Genomic DNA, 24,691 nt, shown 5'->3' with positions numbered 1-24,691 from the left:
CCATCCGACCCGCGCTCGCAGGCTCCGCCGCAATCGCGGCGAGCTACGGCCCAACGGGGCCGAGCTTGACGACCCGCGCCCATCCTCCGGGATGCCGCTGGCTGCCTGATCATCAGGAAAGCGAGGGAAGGCGCTTCACGCCCTGGTCGGGGAGAAGGCTCCGATTGGGATGGAAGGCGCCCGGTCGGCGAGCAGGTCCGCCACCACTTGGCCGGTCCTCGCGCCCGAGGCCAGGCCGATGTGCCCATGCCCGAAGGCGTAGACGACGTCGCGCGATCGGCTCGCGCGGCCGATCACGGGCAGGGAATCGGGCATGCTTGGACGGAAGCCCATCCACTGGGTGAGGCGCTCCTCCGGATAGTCGCGCTTCAGGCCCGGAAACAGCCGCTGGCCGAGCGTCAGCAACATCCGGGCGCGCCGCCAGTCGGGTTGCGCGGCGAGCCCCGCGAACTCCACGGTGCCGGCCAGGCGAAGGCCCGTCTCCATCGACGTGGCGACGAACTTGCCCGTCGCGTCGAGGATCGACGAGCGCGGCGCGATCTCCGGATCCTTGATCATGATGTGATAGCCGCGCTCGGTGTCGAGGGGCACGTCGTCGCCCAGCTCCTGCGCGAGCGGCTTGGACCAGGCGCCGGCGGCCACGACCGCGCGGTCGGCCTCCACGCGGCCGCCAGTCGTACGCACCGCCCGAAGTCGGTCTCCCTCGAGATCGAACCCAACCGCACGCGTGCGCTCGATGGTGCCGCCGTCGCGAACGAAGGCTTCGGCAAGCAGGGAGATCAGGCGGTTGGGGTTCACGGTATGCCCGTTGTCGGGCACGAAGACGCCAATGCGGTAGTCGCGGGAGAGGCTGGACTCCTGCTGCCAGAGAGCGTCGCGGGTCAGCACCTCGAAGGCGATCCCGTTGTCGCGCCGCAGGCGCCAGCCGAGAGCGTCGCCGTCGAAATCCTCCTTGGAGCGGTAGACGACCAGATGACCCTGGCGTCTCAACAGCCCTTCCGCGCCCGCGTTCTTCACCAACGGCTGATAGGACCCGTAGCTGTCGCGCAACAGGCCGGCGAGCGCGCCGGCCTGTTGCGCGACGCGGTCAGGGGATCCCGCTTTCAGGAAACGGTAGATCCATGGCGCGATCTTCGGCGCGTAGGCCCAGCGGATCGACAACGGCCCAAGCGGATCGAGCAGCCAACCGGGGATCTTGGACAGGTTGCCCGGCATCGACATCGGGACGACCGAGGAGGCGTTGAGGCAGCCGGCGTTGCCGAAGCTCGCTCCCTCGGCGATCCCTCCCGGCTCGATCAACGTGACGTCGTGGCCGTCTCTGAGCGCGAAGCTTGCGGACGCAACGCCGACGGCGCCGCCGCCGATGACGACGATCTTCATGACAGCTCTCCGCCGGTCCGCCCGATCATGCCGGCGCCAGGGCTGAGCGCAGCGCGTCGAAGCGCCCGCCCGCATAAAGAAGCGGGCGGGCCTCGTCGCTGCGCATCGCGATGTCGACGACGGTCGCGATGAAAACGGTGTGGCTCTGGACCGGCACCGCCTCGGCGATCGTGCAGTCGAAGCTCGCGAGGGCGCCGGCCAGCGCCGGCGCTCCCGTCGACAACGGCCGCCACGCGGTCTCGACGAAGCGCCGGTGACGGCGCTCGGACGCGCTGAAGAGTTGCGCGGTGTCCATGTCGTCTTCGGCGAGCAGGTTCACGCAGAACACTCCCGCGCGGCCGATCACGTCGTGGCAGGAGACCTGGCGGTTCACGCAGATCAGCAGCGTCGGCCGGGGCTCGGCCGCGACCGAGGTCACGGCCGTCGCCGCGAAGCCGTGCGGAACGCCGCCGTCTATCGTCGTGATCACGGACACGCCGGAGGCGAGCCGCCGCATGCCGCGCTTGAACTCTGAGGGATCGATCATCGAAGGCTCCTGTGCCGGCTTTCGCCGCAGCCGCTCAGTCGGCAAACGCCATGCCACCGGGGCCGTCCGCCGCCGACGAGGCGCGAGACAGCGGTTCGTCTCGACGCTGAGGCGACGGATGTCGCTGATCTGAGACGTCGCGAGGCCGCGCCGCTTCCCGCCCCGTCATCCCCGGCGCAGCCGTTTGGCGAGCGGCCCCGGTTGCTGAGCCCGATCAGCGGTTTGGAGGCGCCAAGGCGGATGCCTCGTTCCCGCTGGCATGGCTCTTGCGGCGCTGGGCCGGACCACCTCCTAAGCAATGAGGCGCCGCCTTGAAGCTCTCACTGTTCATGATGCCGATGCACGCGATGAACCGGAACTATCCGGAAACGCTCGCCGAAGACCTCGAGGCCTTCAGGCTTGCCGATGAACTCGGCTTTGAGGAAGGCTGGATCGGCGAGCATTACTCGTCCGAGATCGAGCAGATCTCTTCGCCGCTGATCTTTCTTGCGCACATCGCCGCGCAGACGAAGACCATGAAGCTCGGCACGGGCGTCGTCTCGCTTCCGATCTATCATCCGGCGCAACTGTCGTCCCACGTCGCCCTGCTCGACCACCTGACGAAGGGCCGGCTGATCCTGGGCATCGGGACCGGCGGCCTCGGGTCGGACTTCGAGATCTTCGATCTCGTGAAGGCCGACCGCACCGCGATGATGCTGGACTCGCTCTCCATCATGAAGACGATCTGGGCGTCCGACCCGCCCTATGACGTCCAGGGCAAGTTCTGGAAGGTCCAGCTCAAGGATATGCTCTGGCCGGATCTCGGCGTCGGGCCGCTTCCGAAGACGCTGCAGAAGCCGCACCCGAAGCTCGCAGTCTCCGTCAGCAGTCCGAATTCCGGATCGATCCGGGTGGCGGCTCGGGAAGACCTGATGCCGATCTCGGCGAACTTCGTCGCCTCCTGGGTCGTGAAGACCCACTGGGAGACCTATTGCGACGAGATGGCCAAGCTCGGCAAGACGCCGGACGGCGCGAACTGGCGCGTCGCGCGCAGCATCTTCGTCGCGCCGACCGACGCGGAGGCCGAAGCCTACGTCAAGACGACGGGCGGAGCCTATGACTGGTACTACGATTACATGTTCCAGGTGTACGCCCGCATGGGATCGGCGGCCCTGCTCGCGCCCTTCGCCGACACGCCGCCGGAGACGATCACCCATGAGCTGGTTCGGGACAATTTCGTGATCTACGGAAGCCCGGAGACGGTCGCTGCGAAGATCCTGGCGCTGCGCGAAGAGGTTGGCCCGTTCGAAACGCTGATGATGACGTCGCACGACTGGAGCGACAAAGCCGTGATGCGACGCTCGATGGAGCTCCTCGCCAAGGAGGTGATGCCGCGGGTGAATGCGGCGCTCGAGGCGGCGCCGGTCGAACTGAAGCGCGCCGCGGGGGCCTGAGCATGCTGAGCACGGATACAGGTCTGCTCCAGCCGGGCAAGCTCTGGGTCAACTGGTTCGGTGAACAGTACTTCGTGCCGGCCTACACGGCGCGGCCGCGGTCGGAGGAGGACGTGCGCGCGATCGTGCTCGCCGCGCGGAAGCTCGGCCTGCCTATCCGCGCGAGCGGCGCCGGGCACTCCAATCCCGCCGTCGTGCCGACGCCGGGCGTCCATGTCGACTTCGACGCCTTCAACGAGGTCGTCGCCGTCGACCGTGACAAGCGTCAAGTCACGGTCCAGCCCGGCATCCGCGTCGGCGACCTGAGCCGTTATCTCCGGACGGTCGGCATGTCGCTCAACAATCAGGGCGACATCGACACGCAGAGCGTGACCGGCGCGATCATGACCGCGACGCACGGGGCGGGGATCACCTTGCCGTGCATGTCCATGCAGATGATCGCCGCGCGGATCGTCACCGCGGACGGCGATTTCCTCGATCTGTCCCAGGAAAAGGACGGGGAGCTGTTCAAGGCGTTCCGCGCCTCGATCGGCATGTTCGGGCTGATCGTGTCGCTCACCATCCAGGCCGTCCCGTCCTACAACATCCACAAGCGCTCCTGGAACACGGACGTCGAGGACTGCATCGAGGGTCTGCACCAAAGGCTCGCGGACAACCGGACGTTCTGGTTCTTCTGGCTCCCCCGCAAAGAGTCCGCGGAACTCTACGTGCTGCCGGGCGGCGTCGTGCCGTCGCACGCGACGCGCGACCACGACATCTGCCACATGCGCACCTACAACGCCGTGCCCGTGGACGAGCCCGCGCCCGAGCTGCAGCCGGGCGAACAGTTCGGGTACAGCTCGATGATCTTCCCGAACCCCTACATCCCGAACTTCCGGGAAATCGAATACGCCGTGCCGTTCGAACGCTTCGAGGAGGCCTTCGCGGAGGTGCGCGAGCGCTTCATCGCGAAATATCCGCAGGCGATCTACCCCGTCGAGTGCCGCCCGGTGAAGGCCGACGACAGCTATCTCAGCGCCTACGCCGACCGCGCCGGCTACGCGCTCTCGATCTCCGGGCCGCTGGAGCACTGGAGCTGGGGCATGCTTCAGGAGATGGACGAGATCCTCGATCGCTTCGAGGCCCGTCCGCACTGGGGCAAGCATCACTTCATGTCCCCGCAGCGGCTGGAGCGGCTCTACCCGCGCTACGACGCCTTCAAGAAAATCCGTCGCGAGATCGATCCCGACGGCGTGTTCCTGAACGACCATCTCCGGGCGCTCTTCGCCTGATCAAGGCCGTCGCCTGAACGACGCCGCGCGCCCGAACCGACTTGGAACAGTTATGACCATGAGCCTCAGCATTGCGGCGGCCGAGCCCGCCGACGCACCCACCAAGCAGCTGATCATCGACGGCAAGCGTGTGGACGCACAGGCCGGCCGCACCTTCGAGACCCGCAACCCCGCGACCGGCGAGCTTCTGGCGAACGTCGCCGAAGGCGACGCGGCGGACATCGAGATCGCCGTCGCCGCCGCGCGGCGCGCCTTCGAAGGCCCGTGGAGCCGGTTCACCCCGTTCCAGCGGCAGGAGTGCCTGCTGAAGTTCGCCGATCTCGTCGACAAGCATTTCGAGGAGCTGACGCGCACCGACGTGCTCGACATGGGCGCGCCGATCACCTTCGCGCGCGCGCGGAAGACCCGCGCGCTCGGCATGATCCGCTTCTACGCCGGCATGTGCACGACCATCCACGGCGAGACGCTGCCGAACTCGTTTCCGGGCGAGGTCTTCAGCTACACGCTGAAGGAGCCGATCGGCGTCGTGGGCGCGATCACGCCCTGGAACGCGCCGCTGACCTCGACGATCTGGAAACTCGGCCCGGTTCTCGCGACCGGCTGCACGATGGTGCTGAAGCCGGCGGAAGACGCGCCGCTGACGGCGTTGCGGCTGGGCGAGCTGCTGCTGGAGGCCGGCGTGCCCGCCGGCGTCGTCAACGTGGTTCCCGGCTTCGGCCACACCGCGGGCGCGGCGCTCGCGGCCCACATGGACGTCGACAAGATCGCCTTCACAGGCTCCGACGTCACCGGCCGCAAGATCATCGAAGCCTCCAAGAGCAACATCAAGCGCGTGACGCTGGAGCTCGGCGGCAAGTCGCCGGACGTGATCTTCGCGGATTGCGACATGGAGGCGGCGGTCGCCGGCGCCGGCATGGGCGTCTTCGCCAACACCGGCCAGATCTGTTGCGCGGGCACGCGGCTGCTGATCGAACGGCCGATCTACGAGGAGTTTGTTGCGCGCGTTTCAACCTACGCCAAGTCCCTCAAGGTCGGCGACGGAATGGATCCCGCGACGCAGATCGGCCCGGTGGTCAACGCCAAGCAGCTCGACCGCGTGACCGACTACATCGGCATCGGCCTTGGAGAAGGCGCCGTCGCGGCTGCCGGTGGCGCGCGGCTGACGGAGGGCAAACTCAAGGACGGCTTCTTCGTCGAGCCGACGGTGCTGTCCGGCGTCCACAACGATATGCGGGTGGCGCAGGAGGAGATCTTCGGCCCGGTCGCCTCCGCGATCCCCTTCGACACGATCGAGGAGGCGGCACGGATCTCGAACGCGACGCCCTTCGGTCTCGGCGGCGGCGTATGGACGCAGAATGTCGGCACGGCGCACCGCATGGCGAAGGCCATTCGCTCCGGCACCGTCTGGGTCAACACCTATGGCGGGCTGGACCCGGTGGTTCCCTTCGGCGGCTACAAGGCGAGCGGCTACGGCCGGGAATCCGGGCTCCACCACGTGGACGAATACCTTCAGACCAAGTCGGTCGTGTTGAAGCTCGGCTGAGGTGCTCCGGCGCGCCTGCTCAACTTGACGGCGCCGACAAGCGGAGCCCAAAATAGTCGCATCTCAGCGCTATGAGGGCTCCGATGGCTGACACGCTTGGCTATGCCGCGTCGCGCGCGTTCCGGAGCGCCGCTTCGTCCCCCGTCGCCCTGCCTGCGGACGGTTACGATGTCGCCGCCTCATGGCGGCGTTGCGTCGACCGGTACCGGCTCGATCCGATCTCGGGCCAGCAGGTGATGACGCTGACCGGGCCCGAGTTGAACCGGCATCGCGAACCTTTTGAGGAAGTGCTCTCGTTCGTCGAGGAGGAGATTTACCAGGTCGCCGAGCCGCTTTCGGCTGCGAGCTTCAGCGTCAGCTTCTCCGACATGGTGGGGCTCATCCTCTACTATCGGTCCGACCGCTCGCTCGGGAACTACCATGAGGTCGAGCGCGCCGGGACGCTGTGGGCCGAGGGCGTCGCGGGGACCAACGGGGTCGGCACCTGCGTCGTCGAACGTCGCCCGGTTCAGGTCTTCAAGGACCAGCACTTCTTCCGCCACTTCGCGCATCTCTCCTGCTGCGCCGCTCCGGTGATGGCGCCCAACGGCGAGATGATCGGCGTGCTGAACTTCACCACGGGCAACCCGGATGTCTCGGAAGGCGCGTTCCGCCTCGCCTGCGGGTTGGTGTCGAAGGTGGCCGAGCGCCTGAGCAATCAGCTCTTCCGCAGGCAGTTCCGCAGCAACGCCTTGCTGGCGTCCTTCGGGACGTCGGGCTCCCTGCTGCTGGCCGTCGACGACGAGCACAACCTCGTCGGCGCGAACGCTTCGGCGCGTCGCTGGCTTCAGCTCTCCGAAGGCGCGTTCCGGCCGCGCAAGCTTTGGGACCTCTTCGACGGCGATGGGGCGACGGCCTTGGCGGGCGAGGCCGGACGCATCCGTCTCCGGCGCAACGACGAGGAGACCGAGTTCAGCTTCCAGGGGCGGCCCGGCGCGAGCGTCGCGCGGGCGGCGACGCCGAAACCTGCGAAGCCTCTCAAGCGGGCCGATCCGTTCGATGCCGCCGCGGGACCGACCGTCGAGGCGTGCCTCGGCGCGGACCCGCGCATGGTCGGCCAACTCCGCCTCCTGCGGCGGGTCGTCGGCAGCGGGCTGCCGATCCTCGTTCTGGGCGAAACGGGCGTCGGCAAGGACACGCTCGCCCGCGCCCTTCATCGCGAGAGCGACCGGCGGGACAAGCCCTTCGTCGCCTTCAACTGCGCAGCAGTTCCGGAAAGCCTGATCGACAGCGAGCTGTTCGGCTACGGCTCCGGCGCCTTCACGGGCGCGCGGCGCGAGGGCAATCCTGGCCGCCTCGTGGACGCCGACGGCGGCACCCTGTTTCTGGACGAGATCGGAGACATGCCGCTCGCGCTCCAGACACGGCTTCTCCGGGTTCTGGAGACGGGCGAGGTCACGCCGCTCGGCTCCGGCAAGCCGAGACAGATCGACTTGCAGGTGATCGCCGCGACCAACCACGACGTGAAGACCCGGATCGCCGAAGGCGCGTTCCGGGCCGATCTCTATCACCGCCTTGCGGCGGTCGTGGTGACGCTCCCGCCGCTGCGCGAGCGCGCGGACGCTGCAGCGCTCATCCGCAGGCTTTTCGTGCAGGCGCGCGCCGACCGCCCGCTCGACCTCTCGAGCGAGGCTCTGGCTGCGCTGCTGGCTCATCCCTGGCCCGGCAATGTGCGCGAGTTGCGTTACGTGCTTCAGCGCGCCGCGCTGGTCGCGGACGGCCCCGAGGTGACGGTCGAAGATCTGATGCTCGACGACGCCCGCGGATGCGTCCAGCCGGCCGCCCCGCAGAGCGAGACCGCCGACACCGCGCGCGGGGCCGTGGCGCTCGCCGAACGTCGCGTCATCGAAGAGGCGCTGGTGGCGAACGAAGGGGACGTCACCCGGTCCGCGCGCGCGCTGAAGATCAGCCGGGCGACCCTCTATCGCAAGCTCCGGCAGCACGAGCTTGAGGCGCCGGGGCGTCGGCGCTGAACGCTGGCCGGACGACGCCTCTGTGTCGCACCTGCGAGACTCGTCGTCCGTTCCTGAAACGCGCGCGGCAGATCCACCGGCGAGCCGCTTCCGGCGAGCCGCCTCAATCTTCACCGCGCTCAAGATTTGCTCAGCTTCGCGCGAAGGCGTGGCACGGGGTTTGCGCACACTCCCAATGTCCACCCCTGAAAGCTGAGAGGCGCCGATGTCAGACAGCATTGCCAACCCGAGGCTCGACCGCCGATCGGTCCTCAAGGCGGGCGCCGCCGGCGCCGCCGTCGCGCTCGCAATGCCCTCCGTCATCCGCCCGGCGATGGCGGACGACACGATCGTGCTGCTCACCTGGGAGACCTATCACGACGATCCTTGGATCGAGGAGTGGAGCCGCGCCAACAACACCAAGGTGCAGGCGATCCGGATCGGCTCCGAGGACGAGCTTTTCCAGCAGCCGTTCTCCGGCGCGGTCCACCCCGACGTCATGTACATCGAGACCGGTTCGCTCGCCCGCTTCAAGGCCGGCGGCCTGATCGTCGATTTCGACGTCTCTCAGCTGCCGAACGCGAAGAACATCACCCCGAAGCTCGACTGGAAGAAGTACGCGAGCATCGACGGCAAGGTGCAGGCTGTTCCCTACAATTGGGGCACGCAACCGCTGATGTACGACGCCGACGTCGTGAAAACGACCGACAGCTGGTCCGTTCTTTGGGACCCTGCCTACGAGGGCAAGGTCAACATGTTTGACGATTGCTCGCTGACGTTCCCGATGATCGCTCTGCATGTCGGGGCAAAGGACCCGTTCAATCTGACCGACGACGAATTCAAAAAGTGCGAGGACGCGCTTCGCTCGCTCCGCAAGCAGATCCGCGTCATCGCGCGCGGCTTCGACGACGCCTCCACCATCTACGCCGCCGGCGACGCCGTGGTCGGCTACTGCCAGAACGTCGCCGTGGTCACGTCGCTCCAGCAGAAAGGCAAGAACTTCAAGTACTCGCTGCCGAAGGAAGGCACGCCCACCTGGATCGACTGCGCGGGCGTCTCGGCCAAGGGCAATCGCCCGATCGTCTACAAATTCCTCAACGACAATCTGACGCCGGAATGGCAGTCGCGCTTCATCACGAGCTCGACCAACAACGGGGTGCTCAGCGTGGACGTCGCGCGAACGGCGGGGGTGAAAGAGGAGACGATCAAGATCACCAACCTGCTCGACGCCGAAGACCCTTCGTTCTGGGACAAACTCGTCGTCTTCCAGAAGAACGAGGATCTCGATCGGCGCCTGCAGATCTGGAACGACTTCAAGTCCGGCACCCTCTGACGGCCGGCGGCGGGAGATCGAGATGAGCCTGGCGGAACCGCCGTTGCTGGCGCTCGATGGGGTCGACAAGACCTACGAGGGCGGGACGAAGCCCGCCCTCGACCGCGTCTCGTTTCAGGTCGCGAAGGGTGAGTTCTTCTCGATTCTCGGCCCGAGCGGCTCCGGCAAGACGACGCTGCTGCGGATGATCGCGGGCTTCGAGACGCCCGACCGCGGCCGGGTGGTGATGAACGGCGAGCCCATCACCCACGTGCCGCCGTTCAAGCGCGACGTGCGCACGGTCTTTCAGAGCTACGCGCTGTTCCCGCACCTAACCGTCCGGGGCAACGTCGAATATCCGCTGCGCATGGCGCGCGCGGGCCGTCCGGAGCGCGCCGCCAAGGCGCTGGAGGCTCTCGCTCTGGTCGACATGGCGGATTACGCCGACCGGCTGCCGCATCAACTGTCCGGCGGCCAGCGACAGCGCGTGGCGCTTGCGCGCGCGATCGTCTGCCGGCCACGGATCCTGCTGCTCGACGAACCGCTTGGCGCCCTCGACCTGCGGCTCCGCCAGCAGATGCAGCACACGCTGGTGTCATTGCAGAAGGAGCTTGGCATCGCCTTCGTCTACGTCACGCACGACCAGGGCGAGGCGCTGTCGATGTCCAACCGGGTCGCCGTGATGCGGGAGGGCAGGATCGCCCAGCTTGGCACGCCGGAAGAGCTCTACTTCGAGCCCGCGTCGGAGTTCGTCGCCCAGTTCGTCGGTCGCTCCAATCTCATTCCCTTGACCTTCCAGTCGGGCGACGACGGTCCGGTCGCGGTGATCGGCGGCTCGCGGTTCCCGCGGTTGAGGTCCCCCAAGTCTGGGGCCGCCCGTCTCGCCTTACGGTTCGAGGCCATTCGCGTCGCGCCGGTCGGCGAAGGCGGGGGCGACCTCGCGGGGATCGTGGAGGACGTCCTGTTTCTGGGGACCAACCTCGAGGTCAATGTGCGCTGCGAAGGGCTCAACCTCATTGCGAGCGTGCCCGCTGCGCGCACGAACGGGCTGTCACGCGGCCAGGCGGTCAACGTGACGATGGACCTCAGCAACGCGCGGGTCTTCCATGGTTGATCAGTCGGCCGCGGCGACCGGCGTGACCGCGCCCGCCCTTCCGCGCCCGCGGATCGCGCGGCTGGTCAACCTGCCGGTCTGGATCTGGCTCGTCGTGATCGTGCTGCTGCCGAACGCGCTGCTGATCGGATGCAGCCTCATGCGCATCTCGAACGGCTTCATCGCCTTTGATCCGTCACTGGTGAACTATCAGCGGCTCTGGGGCTCGTCAGGGTTCTGGACCCTGCTCGGGCGCACCCTGAAGTTCAGCCTCGTCGCGAGCGCGATCGCCGCCCTGATCGCCTATCCCCTGGCCTTTTTTGTCGGCCGCGTCGTCGGGCGCAACAAGGCGCTGATCGTCACTCTCGTCCTCGTGCCGCTGTGGATCAGCCTGCTGATGCGCGTGTTCGCATGGCGGCTGATCCTCGGCCAATCCGGCTTGCTCAACAGCTTTCTGGTCTCGAGCGGCATCCTGGATCGGCCGTCGGAGGCGTTTCTCTACACGTCCGCCTCGGTGATCCTGGTCTTCACCTATATCGCCATCCCCTACATCTTCATCGCGACGTTGAACGCCTTCGAGAAGCTGCCCCAATCGCTGCTCGAAGCCTCGGAGGATTCCGGCGCGTCGAGCCTGCAGACTTTCCGGCACGTGGTCTGGCCGCTCACCCGCCGAAGCCTCGCCATCGGCGCGTCGCTGGCTTTTCTGATCACCGTCGGCGATTTCGTGACCCCCTCCATGATCGGCGGCGTCGACGGGACCACGATCGGCGTTCTGATCTCGTCGCAGTTCGGGATGGCCAACAATTGGCCCTACGGCGCCGCGGTCGCGATCGTGCTGATGCTGTGCTGCGGGGCGATCGTCGGCCTCCTGATGGCGGCCTGTCCGCAGCGCGGCGTGTTGCTGGGCGACGAAGGGCCGCGACCGCCCGCGCGCGCAACCTCGTCTCGCGCCCATTGGCTCAAGATCGTAGGGACGATCGGCGTCGTCGCGGTCGTTCTCTTCCTCTACGCCCCGATCGCGCTCATGGCGTTCTTTTCCTTCAACGACAGCAAGATGCAGCTCTTCCCGTTCGCCGGGCTGAGCCTGCGCTGGTATTTCGACCTCGTCGACAACGCCGGGTTGATCGTCGCCGCGCAGCGCTCGCTGATCGTCGCCTTCTTCGTGATCATCGTCTCCACCACCGTCGGGACGGCGTTCGCCTTGCTGCTGCACTACGGCCGGGTCGCCGGCGCGCGGTTCTGCGAATTCGCGATCGCCCTGCCCATCGCCATGCCGGGCGTCGTGCTCGGCATCGTCATGGTGCTCGGCACCGAAATGCTGCGCATCCCGTCAGGCCTCGTCCGCACCGTCGTCGGGCAGTCGAGCTTCGTGCTGCCCGTCACGATGATGCTGGTGCTGGCGAGGCTGCGCCGCCTCGACCCCTCGCTTCTGGAAGCCTCGCTCGATCTCGGCGCCGACAGGCTGCGCAGCTTCGTCTTCGTGCTGCTGCCGCTGATCAGCGGCGCCGTCGCCAGCGGCGCGCTGCTCGGCCTGACGCTGTCGGCCGACGACGTCATGGTGACCCTGTTCCTTGCAGGACCGTCGCAGACTCTTCCGATCTGGGTGTTCAACCAGATGCGGTTCGGCTTCACGCCGACGGTCAACGCCGTCTTCACCCTCCTCGCCGTCGCCTGCCTGCTGATCGTCGTCGCGGCGTCGCGGTTCGGCGGTAGGCTGGGGCGCCCGGCTGCTCGGGACGACGCGTAAGCGTCCGCGTCGCCTCTTCCTTGTTCATGCCCGGCCTCCGCCGAGAGCCATATCGGACCCGAAGTCGAGCGTATCCTCGGCCGCCTCGGCGCGGAGGTCCCTGTGGTCGGGGCCCGGCGCGCCTGTCGCATCGCCGGTGGAACTCGTCCGGCGCCGCGATCAGGTCGGCAAGCGCAAGCAATCGCGAAGATGCGGGGGCCGCTGGCGCGCCCCTCGCATCCGGGCCTAGACGTCGGCGTCTGTGGCGCCGGTCCCAAGACGGGCCGCCGCGGTAAATGTCGTGATGTCGCTCGTCGAACCGAGACGATGCCGCAAGACTTCGGCGTGTCGATGAAGGTGCTGGAGCAGGTCTACACCACCATCCCGACCATCAGTTGGCGGCGGCAGGCGGATGACCGATGTTTCCCCGGCCTTTTCCGTGGCCAAAACAAATGAGGCGGCCCCGGAAGCTCCGGAACCGCCTCATTTTGTTGGTGGGCGTGACAGGGATCGAACCTGTGACCCCTACGATGTCAACGTAGTGCTCTCCCGCTGAGCTACACGCCCGGGCGACGCTTGCGCGCCCGCCGAACCTAGCGATCCCGAACCGCGCGGGAGGCGGTCCGGAACAGAGCGCCGGCTATATCGGATCGCTTTGGGGCTTGCAAGCGGTCCCGCGACGCTTTGTGAACAGGATCAGCGCTCCGCTTCGTCGCGCGGTTTCCGCGCCGCTGCGCGCCGCCTCAGGCTGAGCAGCCAGAGCGGGACGGCGCAGGCCGCGCCGAACGCGAAGCCCTGTCCTACGCCCTCGAAGCCGGGGCGATCGAACGCGCCCGACGCCCAGATCAGGAGGGCGCCGAGGATCAGGAGCGGCGGAACGACGTCGCGAAGCGGCAGGGGAGGCGGCCTCAGGCGGCGAGCAGCTTATCGACTTCCGTCACCAGCTCGCGCAGGTGGAACGGCTTCGACAGGATCTTCGCGTCCTTCGGGGTCTGGCTGTCGGGGTTGAGCGCCACGGCCGCGAAGCCGGTGATGAACATCACCTTGATGTCGGGGTCGAGCTGGGTGGCGCGCCGGGCGAGCTCGATGCCGTCCATCTCCGGCATCACGATGTCGGTCAGCAGAAGCTCGAACGGCTCCTCGCGCAGGCGGTGATAGGCCGACAGCCCGTTGTCGAAGGAGACGACCGAATGGCCGGCGTTCTCCAACGCCTTGACGAGGAAGCGGCGCATGTCGTCGTCGTCTTCGGCGAGCAGGATCTTGGAATTCGCGTTCACGGGGCGAGGGCCTTGCGTTTCGGCTGCTGAATCAAGTCATTCCATAAGTGCCCGCCTTGGTAAACAGAGCGTTTGCGCGGGCGTCGCGATGGACAGAAGCGTCGCCCTTCGGCAACTATCGCCCCTTCGGCGGGCCATTTCCCTCGGCCGCCTTCCCGGAGCTTTCCGCGCACGTGACGCACGTCTCGCCCAACGACGCGGTCGATCCCGCCTTCGACGTCGCCGAACCGGACGGCGGCGTGGGCGCGGCCACGTTCAACTCGCCCCACTCGGGCGCGACCTATCCCGCGAGCTTCCTCGCGGCCTCGCGGCTCGACCCGCGGACTCTGCGCCGTTCCGAGGACGCCTTCGTCGATGAACTCTTCGCCGCGGCCCCGAGCTTCGGGGCGCCGCTGATGCGCGCGCATTTCCCGCGCGCCTTCCTCGACGTCAATCGCGAGCCCTACGAGCTCGATCCGCGGATGTTCGACGGACGGCTGCCGCCCTTCGCCAACACCCGCTCGCTCCGGGTCGCCGGCGGCCTCGGCACCATCGCCCGGATCGTGGGCGAGGCGCAGGAGATCTACGGCGCCCGCCTGCCGGTCGACGAGGCGCTCGCCCGGATCGAGACCTACTACAAGCCCTATCACCGGACGCTGGGCCGTCTCATCGCCCGCGCGCACCGGCTGCACGGCGCGGCGCTGCTGGTGGATTGCCACTCCATGCCCTCCGCCGGCGCGCTGCGCGAGGAGCGGCCGCGGGCCGACGTCGTGCTCGGCGACCGCTATGGCACGAGCTGCGCGCCGGCGCTGGTGGACTTCGCGGAGCAGACGCTGCGCGACCTCGGCTACCTCGTCCTGCGCAACCGGCCCTACGCCGGCGGCTACATCACCGAGCACTACGGCGCCCCCGGCAGCGGCTTCCACGCCCTCCAGATCGAGATCAACCGCGCGCTCTACATGGACGAGCGCGCGCACGCGAAGACCAAGGGCTTCGGCAAGGTGCAGGCCGACATGACGACGCTTGTCCGCGCAATCGCCGGCGCGCCTCTTGCAGCGCTGGGCGTGCATCGTCTGGCTGCGGAATAGACTTTCGTAGCGCCTATCCGAAAGTCCAAGACATCGCGAGGGTTTCGCCGATGGATCGATAGGAAAAGGGCTTGCAAACGCGGCCATTCGCCGCCAATGTCCCGCCACCTGGATGACAGACAACAAAAAAAGGCCGCCGGCGTTAACCAGCGGCCCAAGTCTAGGGAGGAAACGCCCAAGGAGGGCGGCGGCGTCGCGACCGGAGATCGCAATGCCGCGCTGCAATAAGATGCGGCCGCGCCGCACAAAACGCAAGCTCTAATGACCTATATCGCCGGCTGCGACCGCCTGTCGCAGTTTCCGGCGATTTCCTTTTGCGTCGGCCTCAGCGCTTTCGCCGCCGCCTGGCCGCGGATCGCGTCTTCGCGCTTGCTCAAAGCGCGCGATTTTGGCCCTCTGGCGCCCTCGCGTTCGCGGCGACGCCGCGCCCAGGAGCTCGCCCATGACGGCCGTCGATTTCACCGCCTTCGTCGATCGCCTCGCCGCCGCGTCGGGCGAGGCGATCCTGCCGTTCTTCCGCACGTCGATCGGCGTCGAGGACAAGGGCCACGGCGGCGGCTTCGACCCGGTGACCGCGGCGGACAAGGCCGGCGAGAGCGTCATGCGCGCGCTGATCCGCGAGACCTTCCCCGAGCACGGCATCGTCGGCGAGGAGCATGGCGACGACCGGACCGACGCCGAATTCGTCTGGGTGCTCGACCCGATCGACGGCACGCGCTCCTTCATTCTCGGCATGCCGATCTGGGGCACGCTGATCGGCCTCACCCGCGGCGGCGCGCCCTGCTTCGGGTTGATGAACCAGCCCTTCGTGGGCGAGCGCTTCTTCGGCGACGGCGCGAGCGCGAGCTATGCGGGACGCGGCGGCCAGCGCCGCCTGCGGACCCGCCCCTGCGCGCGGATCGAGGACGCGCTGATGATGTCGACCTCGCCGACCATGTTCACGGCGGAGGAGCGCGCGACCTTCGACGCCGTGTCGCGCGACGCGAAGCTCACCCGCTGGGGCGCGGACTGCTACGGCTACGCCATGCTCGCGGCCGGCCATGTCGACCTGGTGATCGAAGCCGACCTGAAGCCGTTCGACATCGTCGCGCTGATCCCGATCGTCGAGGGCGCCGGCGGCGTCGTCACGACCTGGGACGGAGGTCCGGCCACCGACGGCGGACGTATCATCGCCGCGGGCGACAAGCGCCTGCACGCGCTGGCGCTCGAGCGGCTGGCGCGCGGGTGAGGCCGGTTCGACCGGAGGACGCCGGATGCTGACGCGTTTCTGCTCCGCGTTTCTGTCGTTCCGGGGGCGCATCAGCCGACTGACCTACTGGAAGCGCTCGCTTCAGGCGGGGCTGGTCGCTCTGCCCTTCGTGTTCGCCGGGCTGCTCGCCGCGAGCTACAGCCGCGTCGCGTTCTTCGCGCTCGTGGGGATCGGGCTTGCGATCAGCCTCGGCGGCTGGGCGTCGATCACGGTCCGCCGGTTCCACGATCTCGGCCGCAACGGCTGGCTCGGCCTCGCGGTCGTCGCGCTGTCGGCCCTGCTGTCCTACGCCGTCGAGGAGGCGAGCGGGGCGCTCTTCGTGATGGCGGTGGCGGCGAGCTGCGTCTCGCTCGCGCTGTTCGTCTACCTCGGCTTCGTCCGCGGCACGCCGGGAGCGAACGCCTACGGGCCAAACCCTAACGCGCCGGACGCCTGAGGTCAGGCCAGCGTGCGGCTGCCCGGCACGAAGGCGTCGAAGGCGGCCCAGAACAGCTCCCGGACCGGATCGCGCTCCATCAGGATCTCATGCTCGGCGCCGTCGAGGCGGATGTGGCCGCCGCCGCGGATGCGCGCCGCGAAGCGCTCGCTCGCCCGCGGGTCGACGATGCGGTCGGCGCCGGCGGAGAGGACGAGGGTCGGCGTGCGGAAGGATTCCGGCACGCCCGGCAGCGCCGTCGCGGTCATCGCTCGGAACGCGGCGTGCACCCAGCCGATGGTGGGCGAGCCGAGCGCGAGCCCGGGCTCCTGCGCGATCAGCGCCACCGAACGGCCGTAGCGCTCGGGATCGCGCGTCACCGGGTTCCGCTCGAACGGGCGGAGCGCCATGATCCGGTCCCCGCCGCGCGGGATGTAGGCGCCGGCAAATCCCAGCCGGCCCAGGCCAGTGGCGAGCCCTCGCGCGAAAAACTCGGCGCGCGCCAGCGGCAGGCCGATCAGGGGCGCGACGAGCACCAGCCGCTCGAACCACTGCGGCTGTCGCCGGGCGAGCGCAACCAGCACCGGCGCCGACATCGAGTGCCCCAGCGCATAGTAGGGGCCGGGCGCCTCCGTCAGCGCGACCTGCCGCATGAAGGCCTCGGCGTCGAGGCGGTAGTCGTCGAAGCTGTTGACATGGCCCTTCAGCGGGTTCGCGAGCAGTCGCTGCGAGCCGCCCTGGCCGCGGAAGTCGAAGGTCGCGACGGCGAAGCCGCGCTTCAGCAGGTCGTCCGCGACCTCGGCGTATTTCTCGATGAACTCCGCCCGGCCCTGGAACACGCAGACCGTGCCGCGCGGCGCGCCCTCCGGCCGCCACACCGCGCCCCGCAGGGCGACGCCGTCCGTGGTGACGAAGGTCCGGCATACGGCGCCCGTGGGATGCAGAACGCCGGGCGCGACGACGAAGCGGTCGCGGACGGGCTGGAGCGCGGAACGGGTGACGCTGATCACAAAGTCCCCGTGTTCGGGCGGGCCGGACTCAAGCCTTAGCAGAGCCGTCGCGGGACGGCCACCGGGGGCCTTGCAAGCCGAAAACCGCGTTCCTACCTAACTCCTGTCGCAGGCCAACAGGCTGCGATCGTTGAACAAACGGCCCGGCCTCGACGGCGGGCCGCACGTCATGTCGCTTGAAAGAGGATATGTACCATGCGCCAGTTCGATCTCACCCCGCTCTACCGCTCGACCGTGGGCTTCGACCGTCTCTTCTCCCTGCTCGACAACGTCGCGGGCGGCGAGGCGGCTCCGGGCTACCCGCCCTACAACATCGAGCGCACGGACGAGAACGCCTACCGCATCACCGTCGCGGTCGCCGGGTTCGCCGAAAAGGACCTTGCGATCGAGGTGAAGGAAAACGCGCTCAGCGTCCGCGGCGAGAAGCAGCCGGAGGAGCGCAAGGGCGAGGTGCTCCACCAGGGGATCGCCGCCCGCGCCTTCGAGCGCCGCTTCCAGCTCGCCGACCACGTGCAGGTGACCGGCGCGAACCTCGAGAACGGGCTCCTTCACATCGAGCTCGTGCGCGAGGTGCCGGAGGCCAAGAAGCCGCGCGCCATTCCGATCGGCGCGGGCGCGAAGCCCGCCGCGATCGAGGCTCAGGTCCAGCAGGCCGCGTAAGCGCCGCTTTGTCGAGCCGAGACGGAGCGCCCCGGGAGACCGGGGCGCTTTTTTCGTGTCGAGGCTCAGGCCGGGCCGAACCTTCGTCGCCAGCGCCGAAAAGGCGCGGGCGTCCCTCCCTCGGAGAGGGGAGGGTGGACGGCCGAAAGGCCGGCCGGGTGGGGTGAGCGCAGAATGAGGCCGGGCTTTTCCGCCGCCCCATCCTTTCCGCCGGCCCGGCGTCCCAAGGACCCCACCCGACCTCGGCTCCGCCGAGGCCACCCTCCCCACGCTTCGCGCGAGGAGGGATCGCCCGCGCTAGAGGCTGATGAGGCGCGCGCAGATCGCTTTGCGTCAGGCCGCCACGAGCGCCTGGTCGACGACGCCGAGCAGGCCGTCGACCTCCGCGTCGGTCGTCTCGAAGGACGCGATCAGGCGGGCGAAGACGTCGCCGGGACGGCCCTGCCGCTCGGGCCGCACCGCCTCGCTCGACCAGGTGTAGTAGACGCCGCCCGCGGCCTTCAGCGCGGCGTCGACCTCTGCGGGCAGATGCACGAACACCTCGTTCGCCTGGCGCGGGAAGGCGAGCGTCAGGCCGCGCGCCTCGAGCCCGCGCGCCAGCCGGTCGGCGGCGGCGTTGGCGCGGCGGCCGAAGGCGATCCAGAGGTCGTCCGCCAGCATCGCCTCGATCTGGGCCGCGATGTAGCGCCCCTTCGACCACAGGTGCCCGCTGCGCTTGCGGCGCTCCGCGAGGTCGGCGGCGAGCGCCGTGTCGAACACCACGATCGCCTCGGCCGCCATCGCGCCGTTCTTGGTGAAGCCGAAGGACAGGATGTCGACGCCGGCCTTCCAGGTCAGCTCGGCCGGCGAGACGTTGGCGCTCGCGACCGCGTTGGCGAATCGCGCGCCGTCCATGTGGACGCGCAGGCCGCGGGACTTCGCGACGTCCGCGAGCGCGCCGACTTCGGACGCCGTGTAGACCGTGCCCGCCTCGGTCGCCTGGCTGATCGTGAGGGCGGCCGGCGCGACATGGGTCGGCGGCGTCCAGAAGTCCCGGTCGAGCAGCGCGGTCAGGCCGTCGGGCGTGATCTTGCCGTCGAGGCCCGAGACTCCGGCGAGCTTCGCGCCGTTGGTGAAGAACTCGGGCGCGCCGCACTCGTCGTGCATGACGTGCGCCTCGTCGTGGCAGATCACGGCCTTCCACGGCGCGGTGAGCTGCGCGAGCGCGATGGCGTTGGCCGCGGTGCCGGTGGTGACGAGGGAGACCGCGACCTCGCGCTCGAACACCTCGGCGAGCTTGCGCTCCACCCGCTTGGTCGCCTCGTCCTTGCCATAGGGGGCCGACAGGCCGGCGTTGGCGCGCGCGAGCGCCGAAAGCACGGCGTCGGCCGCGGGGGCGGCGTTGTCGCTGACGAAGAACATGGGAGGCTCCTTAAGGCTTAGGCGCAAGGTCGCAGACGCTAGCGGCGGGCGCCCCCGCCCGTCGAGGGCGACGCGTGTAAAACGGTTGGGGCGAAGGGCGGGCGGCCAGCGACGCTGGCTGGGCGGGCGACATAAAATGTCGCGGTGAACCCATTCGCGCGTGCTAAATTGCGCATAGCTGCCCGGCGGCGTCTGAAATTCGCCATATGCGCCCTTGGCGCCGCTTGTGCGCCGACCGCCTTTCTGACATGTTCGCGCACGCAATAGGACAGTAAGGCTGTCCATTTGCATGACGGCCACGTTCCTTATTCACTCAAGAACGGTTCCAGAGCTCGCGTCCTTAGCGTAAAGGGCGGCGGAGGGTGGAGCCGGTCGCGTTGCGGGAACGCGCGTCGGTGATATCGCGAGACGCGGAACGAGCAACCATGCCGGCCTTCCAGCCGGCGGCATCATGGGGTGCGCCATGACCGAGACGATCGAGAACGAGATGACCTCTCCGGCGCACGGCTTCGACCGCGCCGACGCGACCGTTCGCGCCGCCGCAAAACCGATCGCGATCGACCACGGCCTTCCGCCGGCGCAGGGCCTTTACGACCCGCGCCACGAGAAGGACTCGTGCGGCGTCGGCTTCGTGGCCGACATGAAGGGCCGCAAGAGCCACACCATCATCCAGCACGGCGTGAAGATCCTCGAGAACCTCGAGCATCGCGGCGCCGTGGGCGCGGACCCGCGCGCCGGCGACGGCGCCGGCATGCTGGTGCAGATCCCCCACAAGTTCTTCGCGGCCGAGGCCGAGCGTCTCGGTTTCGCGCTGCCGGAGCCCGGCCTCTACGCGGTCGGCCACGTCTTCGCCCCGCGTGACCCGGCGGCGGTCGCCAACGTCAAGGCGGTGTTCGAGCGCGTGGTCGTCGAGGAGGGGCAGACCTTCCTCGGCTGGCGCGAGGTGCCGACCGACAACTCCTCGCTCGGCGAGAGCGTGAAGCCGACCGAGCCGGTGCAGCTGCAGGTCTTCGTCGGCCGCTCGCCCTCGATCGACAACGAGGACGATTTCGAGCGCAAGCTGTTCATCCTGCGCAAGGTGGTCTCGAACGAGATCTACGGCGCGGACCCGCGCGCCTCGTCCTACTACCCCGTCTCGCTGTCGTGCCGGACCATCGTCTACAAGGGCATGTTCCTGGCCGACCAGCTCTCGGCCTACTACCCGGACCTCAAGGACGAGCGGTTCGAGAGCGCGCTCGCGCTCGTGCACCAGCGCTTCTCCACCAACACCTTCCCGGCTTGGTCGCTCGCGCACCCCTACCGCATGGTCGCGCACAACGGCGAGATCAACACGCTACGGGGCAACGTGAACTGGATGGCGGCCCGGCAGGCCTCCGTCGACAGCGAGCTCTACGGCAACGACATCTCGAAGCTCTGGCCCATCAGCTACGAGGGCCAGTCCGACACCGCGTGCCTCGACAACGCGCTCGAGTTCCTGGTGCAGGGCGGCTACAGCCTCGTCCACGCCATGATGGTGCTCGTGCCCGAGGCCTGGGCCGGCAACCCGCTGATGGACGAGCAGCGCCGCGCGTTCTACGAGTACCACGCCGCCGTGATGGAGCCGTGGGACGGGCCGGCCGCGATCGCCTTCACCGACGGCCGCCAGATCGGCGCCACGCTCGACCGCAACGGCCTCCGCCCGGCGCGCTGGTACGTCACCGACGACGACCTCGTCGTGATGGCGTCCGAGATGGGCGTGCTGCCCTTTCCGGAGAGCAAGATCGTCCGCAAGTGGCGGCTGCAGCCCGGCCGCATGCTGCTGATCGACCTCGCGGAAGGCCGCATCGTCTCCGACGAGGAGATGAAGTCGAGCCTCGCCGCCGCGCGCCCCTACAAGGAGTGGCTCGCCAAGACGCAGCTTGTGCTCGAGGACCTGCCCGACGCGCCGGCGCCCCGGCCGCGGCCGGAGGTGAGCCTGCTCGACCGCCAGCAGGCCTTCGGCTACACGCAGGAGGACATCAAGCTCCTGCTGACGCCGATGGCGACGACCGGCCAGGAGGCGACCGGCTCCATGGGCACCGACACGCCGCTTTCGGCGCTGTCGACCCGCTCGAAGCTGCTCTACACCTACTTCAAGCAGAACTTCGCCCAGGTCACGAACCCGCCGATCGACCCGATCCGCGAGGAGCTCGTGATGAGCCTGGTGTCCTTCATCGGGCCGCGTCCGAACCTGTTCGACCTCGACGGTTCGTCAAAGAAGAAGCGGCTCGAGGTGCGCCAGCCGATCCTCACCAACGAGGACCTGGAGAAGATCCGCGCGATCGACGATCTGGCGGAGAGCCAGTTCCAGTCGCGCACGCTGGACACGACCTACCCCGCCGAGAAGGGCGCCGCCGGCATGGCGGACGCCATCGAGCGGCTGTGCGAGCGCGCGACTGCGGCCGTCCACGGCGGCTTCAACATCGTCGTGCTGTCCGACCGCCTGGTCGGCCCGAAGCGCATCGCGATCCCGGCCGCGCTCGCGACGGCGGCCGTGCATCACAACCTGATCCGCAAGGGTCTGCGCACGTCGGTCGGCCTCGTGGTCGAGAGCGGCGAGCCGCGCGAGGTGCACCACTTCGCGGTGCTCGCCGGCTACGGCGCTGAGGCGATCAACCCCTATCTGGCGTTCGAGACCCTCGCCTCGATGCACCAGGCGCTCGACTTCCCCGAGCGTGTGGACGCGAGCGAAGTGCGCACGCGCTACATCAAGTCGATCGGCAAGGGCCTGCTGAAGGTGATGTCCAAGATGGGCATCTCGACCTACCAGTCCTATTGCGGCGCGCAGATCTTCGACGCGGTCGGCCTGTCCAAGGACTTCGTCGACAAGTTCTTCACGGGCACCGCGACCCCGGTCGGCGGCGTCGGGCTGGGCGAGGTCGCCGAGGAGACGGTGCGTCGCCACACGCTCGCCTTCGCGGACGTGCCGGTCCTGCGCTCCGCGCTCGAGGTCGGCGGCGAGTACGCCTACCGCATCCGCGGCGAGGACCACGCCTGGACGCCGGAATCGGTCGCGGACCTGCAGCACGCGGTCCGCACCCAGTCCTTCGCCAAGTACGAGGACTTCGCGCGCGACATGAACGAGCAGGCCGAGCGCCTGCTGACCCTGCGCGGCCTGTTCCGCATCAAGACCGCCCAGGAGCGCGGTCGCGAGACCGTATCGCTCGAGCAGGTCGAGCCGGCGACGGAGATCGTGAAGCGCTTCGTGACCGGCGCCATGTCGTTCGGCTCGATCAGCCGCGAGGCGCACGAGACGCTCGCGATCGCCATGAACCGGATCGGCGGCAAGTCGAACACCGGCGAGGGCGGCGAGGAGCCGGAGCGCTTCGTCGCGATGGCGAACGGGGACTCGAAGCGGTCGGCCATCAAGCAGGTCGCCTCGGGGCGCTTCGGCGTCACCACCGAGTACCTCGTTAACGCCGACACCATCCAGATCAAGGTGGCGCAGGGCGCGAAGCCCGGCGAGGGCGGCCAGCTGCCCGGCCACAAGGTCGACGCCGCGATCGCCAAGGTCCGGCGCTCCACGCCGGGCGTGGGTCTGATCTCGCCGCCGCCGCACCACGACATCTACTCGATCGAGGATCTGGCGCAGCTCATCTACGACCTGAAGAACGTCAACCCGCAGGCCGACGTCTCGGTGAAGCTCGTCTCCGAGGTCGGCGTCGGCACGGTCGCGGCGGGCGTCGCCAAGGCGCGCGCGGACCACATCACGATCTCCGGCTTCGAGGGCGGCACCGGCGCGAGCCCGCTGACCTCGCTGAAGCACGCCGGCGGACCCTGGGAGACCGGCCTCGCCGAGACCCAGCAGACGCTCGTGATGAACAAGCTGCGCGGCCGCGTCCGCCTGCAGGTCGACGGCGGCCTCCGCACGGGCCGCGACGTCATCGTCGGCGCGCTGCTCGGAGCGGACGAGTTCGGCTTCTCGACCGCGCCGCTGATCGCGGCCGGCTGCCTGATGATGCGCAAGTGTCACCTCAACACCTGCCCCGTTGGCATCGCGACCCAGGACCCGGTGCTGCGCAAGCGCTTCAAGGGCACGCCCGAGAACGTCATCGACTACCTGTTCTTCGTCGCCGAGGAGGTTCGGCAGATCCTGGCCGAGATGGGCGCGACGACGCTGGACGAGGTCATCGGCCGCTCCGACCTGCTCGACAAGCGGGACGCCATCGGCCACTGGAAGGCGAAGGGCCTCGATTTCGCGAAGCTGTTCGCCAAGCCCGTGGTCGGCGCCGACGTCGCGATCCGCCACGCCGAGGTGCAGGATCATCACCTGGAGGCGGTGCTCGACCGCGACCTGATCGCGGCCGCCATGCCCGCGATCGAGAACGGCGAGACCGTCGTGATCGAGCGCGCGATCAAGAGCCGCAACCGCTCTGCGGGCGCCATGCTCTCGGGCGCGGTCGCCATGGCGCACGGCTCCGCGGGCCTGCCCGACGACACCATCACGGTGAAGCTGACCGGCACCGCCGGCCAGAGCTTCGGCGCGTTCCTCGCGGCGGGCGTCACGATGCACCTCACCGGCGAAGCCAACGACTACGTCGGCAAGGGCCTCTCGGGCGGGCGCATCATCATCCGCCCGGCGGAGGACGCCGGCATCGTGGCGGAGGAGTCGATCATCGTCGGCAACACCGTGCTCTACGGCGCGATCGAGGGCGAGTGCTACTTCCGCGGCGTCGCGGGCGAGCGCTTCGCGGTCCGCAACTCGGGCGCGATCGCGGTCGTCGAGGGCGCGGGCGACCACGGCTGCGAATACATGACGGGCGGCGTGGTGGTGGTGCTCGGCAAGACCGGGCGCAACTTCGCGGCCGGCATGTCGGGCGGCGTCGCCTATGTGCTGGACGAGGCCGGCGACTTCGCCGCGCGTTGCAACCTCTCGATGGTCGACCTCGAGCCGGTGCCGGAGGAGGAGGAGCTCCTGGAGGAGCTCCACCACCACGGCGGCGACCTCGAGTTCAAGGGCCGGATCCACGTCGATCCCGACATGACTCGGCACGACGAGGAGCGGTTGAAGCAGCTCATCTCGGCGCATCTCGCGCACACCGACTCCGCGCGCGCCAAGGCGATCCTCGACGACTGGGCGAGCTACCGGAACAAGTTCGTGAAGGTGATGCCGGTCGAGTACCGCCGCGCGCTCCGCGAGATGGAGAAGGCGCGGACGCTGCAGGCGGCGGAGTGAGCGACGGTTTCCGTCACGCGCAGGACATCGTCGTCCCGGAGCCCGCAGGGTCGCTCCGGGACCGTCATCAGGATAGAGCTTAACGCGGCGAACGATCGGCCAAGCGCCTCAGGCGCTCGGGCCGGAGACCGACGCGCCGGGCG

The 24,691-nt window shown here is 68.6% G+C and carries 17 protein-coding genes and 1 tRNA gene; 12 read left to right on the top strand and 6 right to left on the bottom strand.

Features of this window, described 5'->3' with window-relative positions:
- Positions 1-135 precede the first annotated feature (135 nt).
- Together K244_RS0114245 and K244_RS0114240 are read right to left on the bottom strand one after the other, a co-directional pair.
- Complete coding sequence (locus K244_RS0114245) at positions 136-1,380, bottom strand: FAD-dependent oxidoreductase (protein ID WP_020186953.1); 1,245 nt, start codon at positions 1,378-1,380, stop codon at positions 136-138.
- A gap of 25 nt (positions 1,381-1,405) precedes the next feature.
- The gene (locus tag K244_RS0114240) at positions 1,406-1,906 is read right to left on the bottom strand and encodes a flavin reductase family protein (RefSeq protein ID WP_020186952.1); all 501 of its coding nucleotides are present in this window, start codon (positions 1,904-1,906) and stop codon (positions 1,406-1,408) included.
- Positions 1,907-2,217: 311 nt separating this feature from the next.
- Here K244_RS0114240 and K244_RS0114235 point away from each other — a divergent pair, with 311 nt between their 5' ends.
- From K244_RS0114235 to K244_RS0114205, 7 genes are all read left to right on the top strand, one after another.
- A complete protein-coding gene (locus K244_RS0114235) occupies positions 2,218-3,339 on the top strand; it encodes an LLM class flavin-dependent oxidoreductase (RefSeq protein ID WP_020186951.1) in 1,122 nt (373 codons plus the stop codon).
- Positions 3,340-3,341: 2 nt separating this feature from the next.
- A complete protein-coding gene (locus tag K244_RS0114230) occupies positions 3,342-4,610 on the top strand; it encodes a D-arabinono-1,4-lactone oxidase (RefSeq protein WP_020186950.1) in 1,269 nt (422 codons plus the stop codon).
- A 52-nt stretch (positions 4,611-4,662) separates the two neighbouring features.
- Positions 4,663-6,153, top strand: coding sequence for an aldehyde dehydrogenase family protein (locus tag K244_RS0114225; RefSeq protein WP_020186949.1), 1,491 nt, complete (start codon positions 4,663-4,665; stop codon positions 6,151-6,153).
- An 83-nt stretch (positions 6,154-6,236) separates the two neighbouring features.
- Positions 6,237-8,165 carry a sigma-54-dependent Fis family transcriptional regulator gene (locus K244_RS0114220; RefSeq protein WP_020186948.1) on the top strand — a complete coding sequence of 643 codons (1,929 nt, stop codon included), beginning with the start codon at positions 6,237-6,239 and terminating at the stop codon, positions 8,163-8,165.
- A 205-nt stretch (positions 8,166-8,370) separates the two neighbouring features.
- Complete coding sequence (locus K244_RS0114215) at positions 8,371-9,477, top strand: extracellular solute-binding protein (RefSeq protein WP_020186947.1); 1,107 nt, start codon at positions 8,371-8,373, stop codon at positions 9,475-9,477.
- Positions 9,478-9,499: 22 nt separating this feature from the next.
- Entirely contained in the window at positions 9,500-10,570 is a 1,071-nt protein-coding gene (locus tag K244_RS0114210; RefSeq protein WP_020186946.1) for an ABC transporter ATP-binding protein, read from the top strand.
- On the top strand, positions 10,563-12,296 hold the full coding sequence (locus K244_RS0114205) for an ABC transporter permease subunit (RefSeq protein ID WP_020186945.1): 1,734 nt from the start codon (positions 10,563-10,565) through the stop codon (positions 12,294-12,296). Before K244_RS0114210 ends, K244_RS0114205 begins: the two co-directional genes overlap by 8 nt.
- 471 nt (positions 12,297-12,767) lie before the next feature.
- Here K244_RS0114205 and K244_RS0114195 read toward each other — a convergent pair.
- Together K244_RS0114195 and K244_RS0114190 are read right to left on the bottom strand one after the other, a co-directional pair.
- Positions 12,768-12,842: transfer RNA gene (locus tag K244_RS0114195), tRNA-Val, on the bottom strand.
- Between the two features lie 341 nt (positions 12,843-13,183).
- Positions 13,184-13,552: a response regulator gene (locus tag K244_RS0114190; RefSeq protein ID WP_020186943.1), complete on the bottom strand. Its 369-nt coding sequence runs from the start codon at positions 13,550-13,552 to the stop codon at positions 13,184-13,186.
- A gap of 239 nt (positions 13,553-13,791) precedes the next feature.
- Here K244_RS0114190 and K244_RS0114185 point away from each other — a divergent pair, with 239 nt between their 5' ends.
- The 3 genes from K244_RS0114185 (at position 13,792) to K244_RS0114175 (ending at position 16,304) form a co-directional block, all read left to right on the top strand.
- Positions 13,792-14,619 (top strand): N-formylglutamate amidohydrolase, encoded by an 828-nt coding sequence (locus K244_RS0114185; protein WP_245259820.1) that lies wholly within the window; start codon positions 13,792-13,794, stop codon positions 14,617-14,619.
- A gap of 442 nt (positions 14,620-15,061) precedes the next feature.
- Positions 15,062-15,847 carry a histidinol-phosphatase gene (gene hisN, locus K244_RS0114180; RefSeq protein ID WP_020186941.1) on the top strand — a complete coding sequence of 262 codons (786 nt, stop codon included), beginning with the start codon at positions 15,062-15,064 and terminating at the stop codon, positions 15,845-15,847.
- A 25-nt stretch (positions 15,848-15,872) separates the two neighbouring features.
- Complete coding sequence (locus tag K244_RS0114175) at positions 15,873-16,304, top strand: DUF805 domain-containing protein (protein ID WP_020186940.1); 432 nt, start codon at positions 15,873-15,875, stop codon at positions 16,302-16,304.
- Positions 16,305-16,306: 2 nt separating this feature from the next.
- Here the strand turns inward: K244_RS0114175 and K244_RS0114170 are convergent, their stop codons facing one another.
- Positions 16,307-17,293 carry an alpha/beta hydrolase gene (locus K244_RS0114170; protein ID WP_020186939.1) on the bottom strand — a complete coding sequence of 329 codons (987 nt, stop codon included), beginning with the start codon at positions 17,291-17,293 and terminating at the stop codon, positions 16,307-16,309.
- A gap of 195 nt (positions 17,294-17,488) precedes the next feature.
- Here K244_RS0114170 and K244_RS0114165 point away from each other — a divergent pair, with 195 nt between their 5' ends.
- Positions 17,489-17,953 (top strand): Hsp20 family protein, encoded by a 465-nt coding sequence (locus K244_RS0114165; RefSeq protein ID WP_020186938.1) that lies wholly within the window; start codon positions 17,489-17,491, stop codon positions 17,951-17,953.
- A 333-nt stretch (positions 17,954-18,286) separates the two neighbouring features.
- Here K244_RS0114165 and K244_RS0114160 read toward each other — a convergent pair whose 3' ends face one another.
- Positions 18,287-19,354: a beta-eliminating lyase-related protein gene (locus tag K244_RS0114160; RefSeq protein WP_020186937.1), complete on the bottom strand. Its 1,068-nt coding sequence runs from the start codon at positions 19,352-19,354 to the stop codon at positions 18,287-18,289.
- Between the two features lie 487 nt (positions 19,355-19,841).
- Here K244_RS0114160 and gltB point away from each other — a divergent pair, with 487 nt between their 5' ends.
- Positions 19,842-24,548, top strand: coding sequence for a glutamate synthase large subunit (gene gltB / locus K244_RS0114155; protein WP_155932017.1), 4,707 nt, complete (start codon positions 19,842-19,844; stop codon positions 24,546-24,548).
- Positions 24,549-24,691 lie beyond the last annotated feature (143 nt).

The sequence above is a fragment of the Methylopila sp. 73B genome (assembly GCF_000526315.1).
In the GTDB taxonomy this organism is placed as follows: domain Bacteria; phylum Pseudomonadota; class Alphaproteobacteria; order Rhizobiales; family Methylopilaceae; genus Methylopila.
The sequence above is the reverse complement of the archived record's forward strand: the minus strand, read 5'-3'. Positions and strand labels throughout refer to the sequence as shown.

Bases quoted from the DNA above. Each gene is read 5' to 3' on its own strand.
- K244_RS0114245 (WP_020186953.1), bottom strand. From the start codon at position 1,380: ATGAAGATCGTCGTCATCGGCGGCGGCGCCGTCGGCGTTGCGTCCGCA.
- K244_RS0114240 (WP_020186952.1), bottom strand. From the start codon at position 1,906: ATGATCGATCCCTCAGAGTTCAAGCGCGGCATGCGGCGGCTCGCCTCC.
- K244_RS0114230 (WP_020186950.1), top strand. From the start codon at position 3,342: ATGCTGAGCACGGATACAGGTCTGCTCCAGCCGGGCAAGCTCTGGGTC.
- K244_RS0114225 (WP_020186949.1), top strand. From the start codon at position 4,663: ATGACCATGAGCCTCAGCATTGCGGCGGCCGAGCCCGCCGACGCACCC.
- K244_RS0114220 (WP_020186948.1), top strand. From the start codon at position 6,237: ATGGCTGACACGCTTGGCTATGCCGCGTCGCGCGCGTTCCGGAGCGCC.
- K244_RS0114215 (WP_020186947.1), top strand. From the start codon at position 8,371: ATGTCAGACAGCATTGCCAACCCGAGGCTCGACCGCCGATCGGTCCTC.
- K244_RS0114210 (WP_020186946.1), top strand. From the start codon at position 9,500: ATGAGCCTGGCGGAACCGCCGTTGCTGGCGCTCGATGGGGTCGACAAG.
- K244_RS0114205 (WP_020186945.1), top strand. From the start codon at position 10,563: ATGGTTGATCAGTCGGCCGCGGCGACCGGCGTGACCGCGCCCGCCCTT.
- hisN (WP_020186941.1), top strand. From the start codon at position 15,062: ATGACGGCCGTCGATTTCACCGCCTTCGTCGATCGCCTCGCCGCCGCG.
- K244_RS0114175 (WP_020186940.1), top strand. From the start codon at position 15,873: ATGCTGACGCGTTTCTGCTCCGCGTTTCTGTCGTTCCGGGGGCGCATC.
- K244_RS0114165 (WP_020186938.1), top strand. From the start codon at position 17,489: ATGCGCCAGTTCGATCTCACCCCGCTCTACCGCTCGACCGTGGGCTTC.
- K244_RS0114160 (WP_020186937.1), bottom strand. From the start codon at position 19,354: ATGTTCTTCGTCAGCGACAACGCCGCCCCCGCGGCCGACGCCGTGCTT.
- gltB (WP_155932017.1), top strand. From the start codon at position 19,842: ATGACCTCTCCGGCGCACGGCTTCGACCGCGCCGACGCGACCGTTCGC.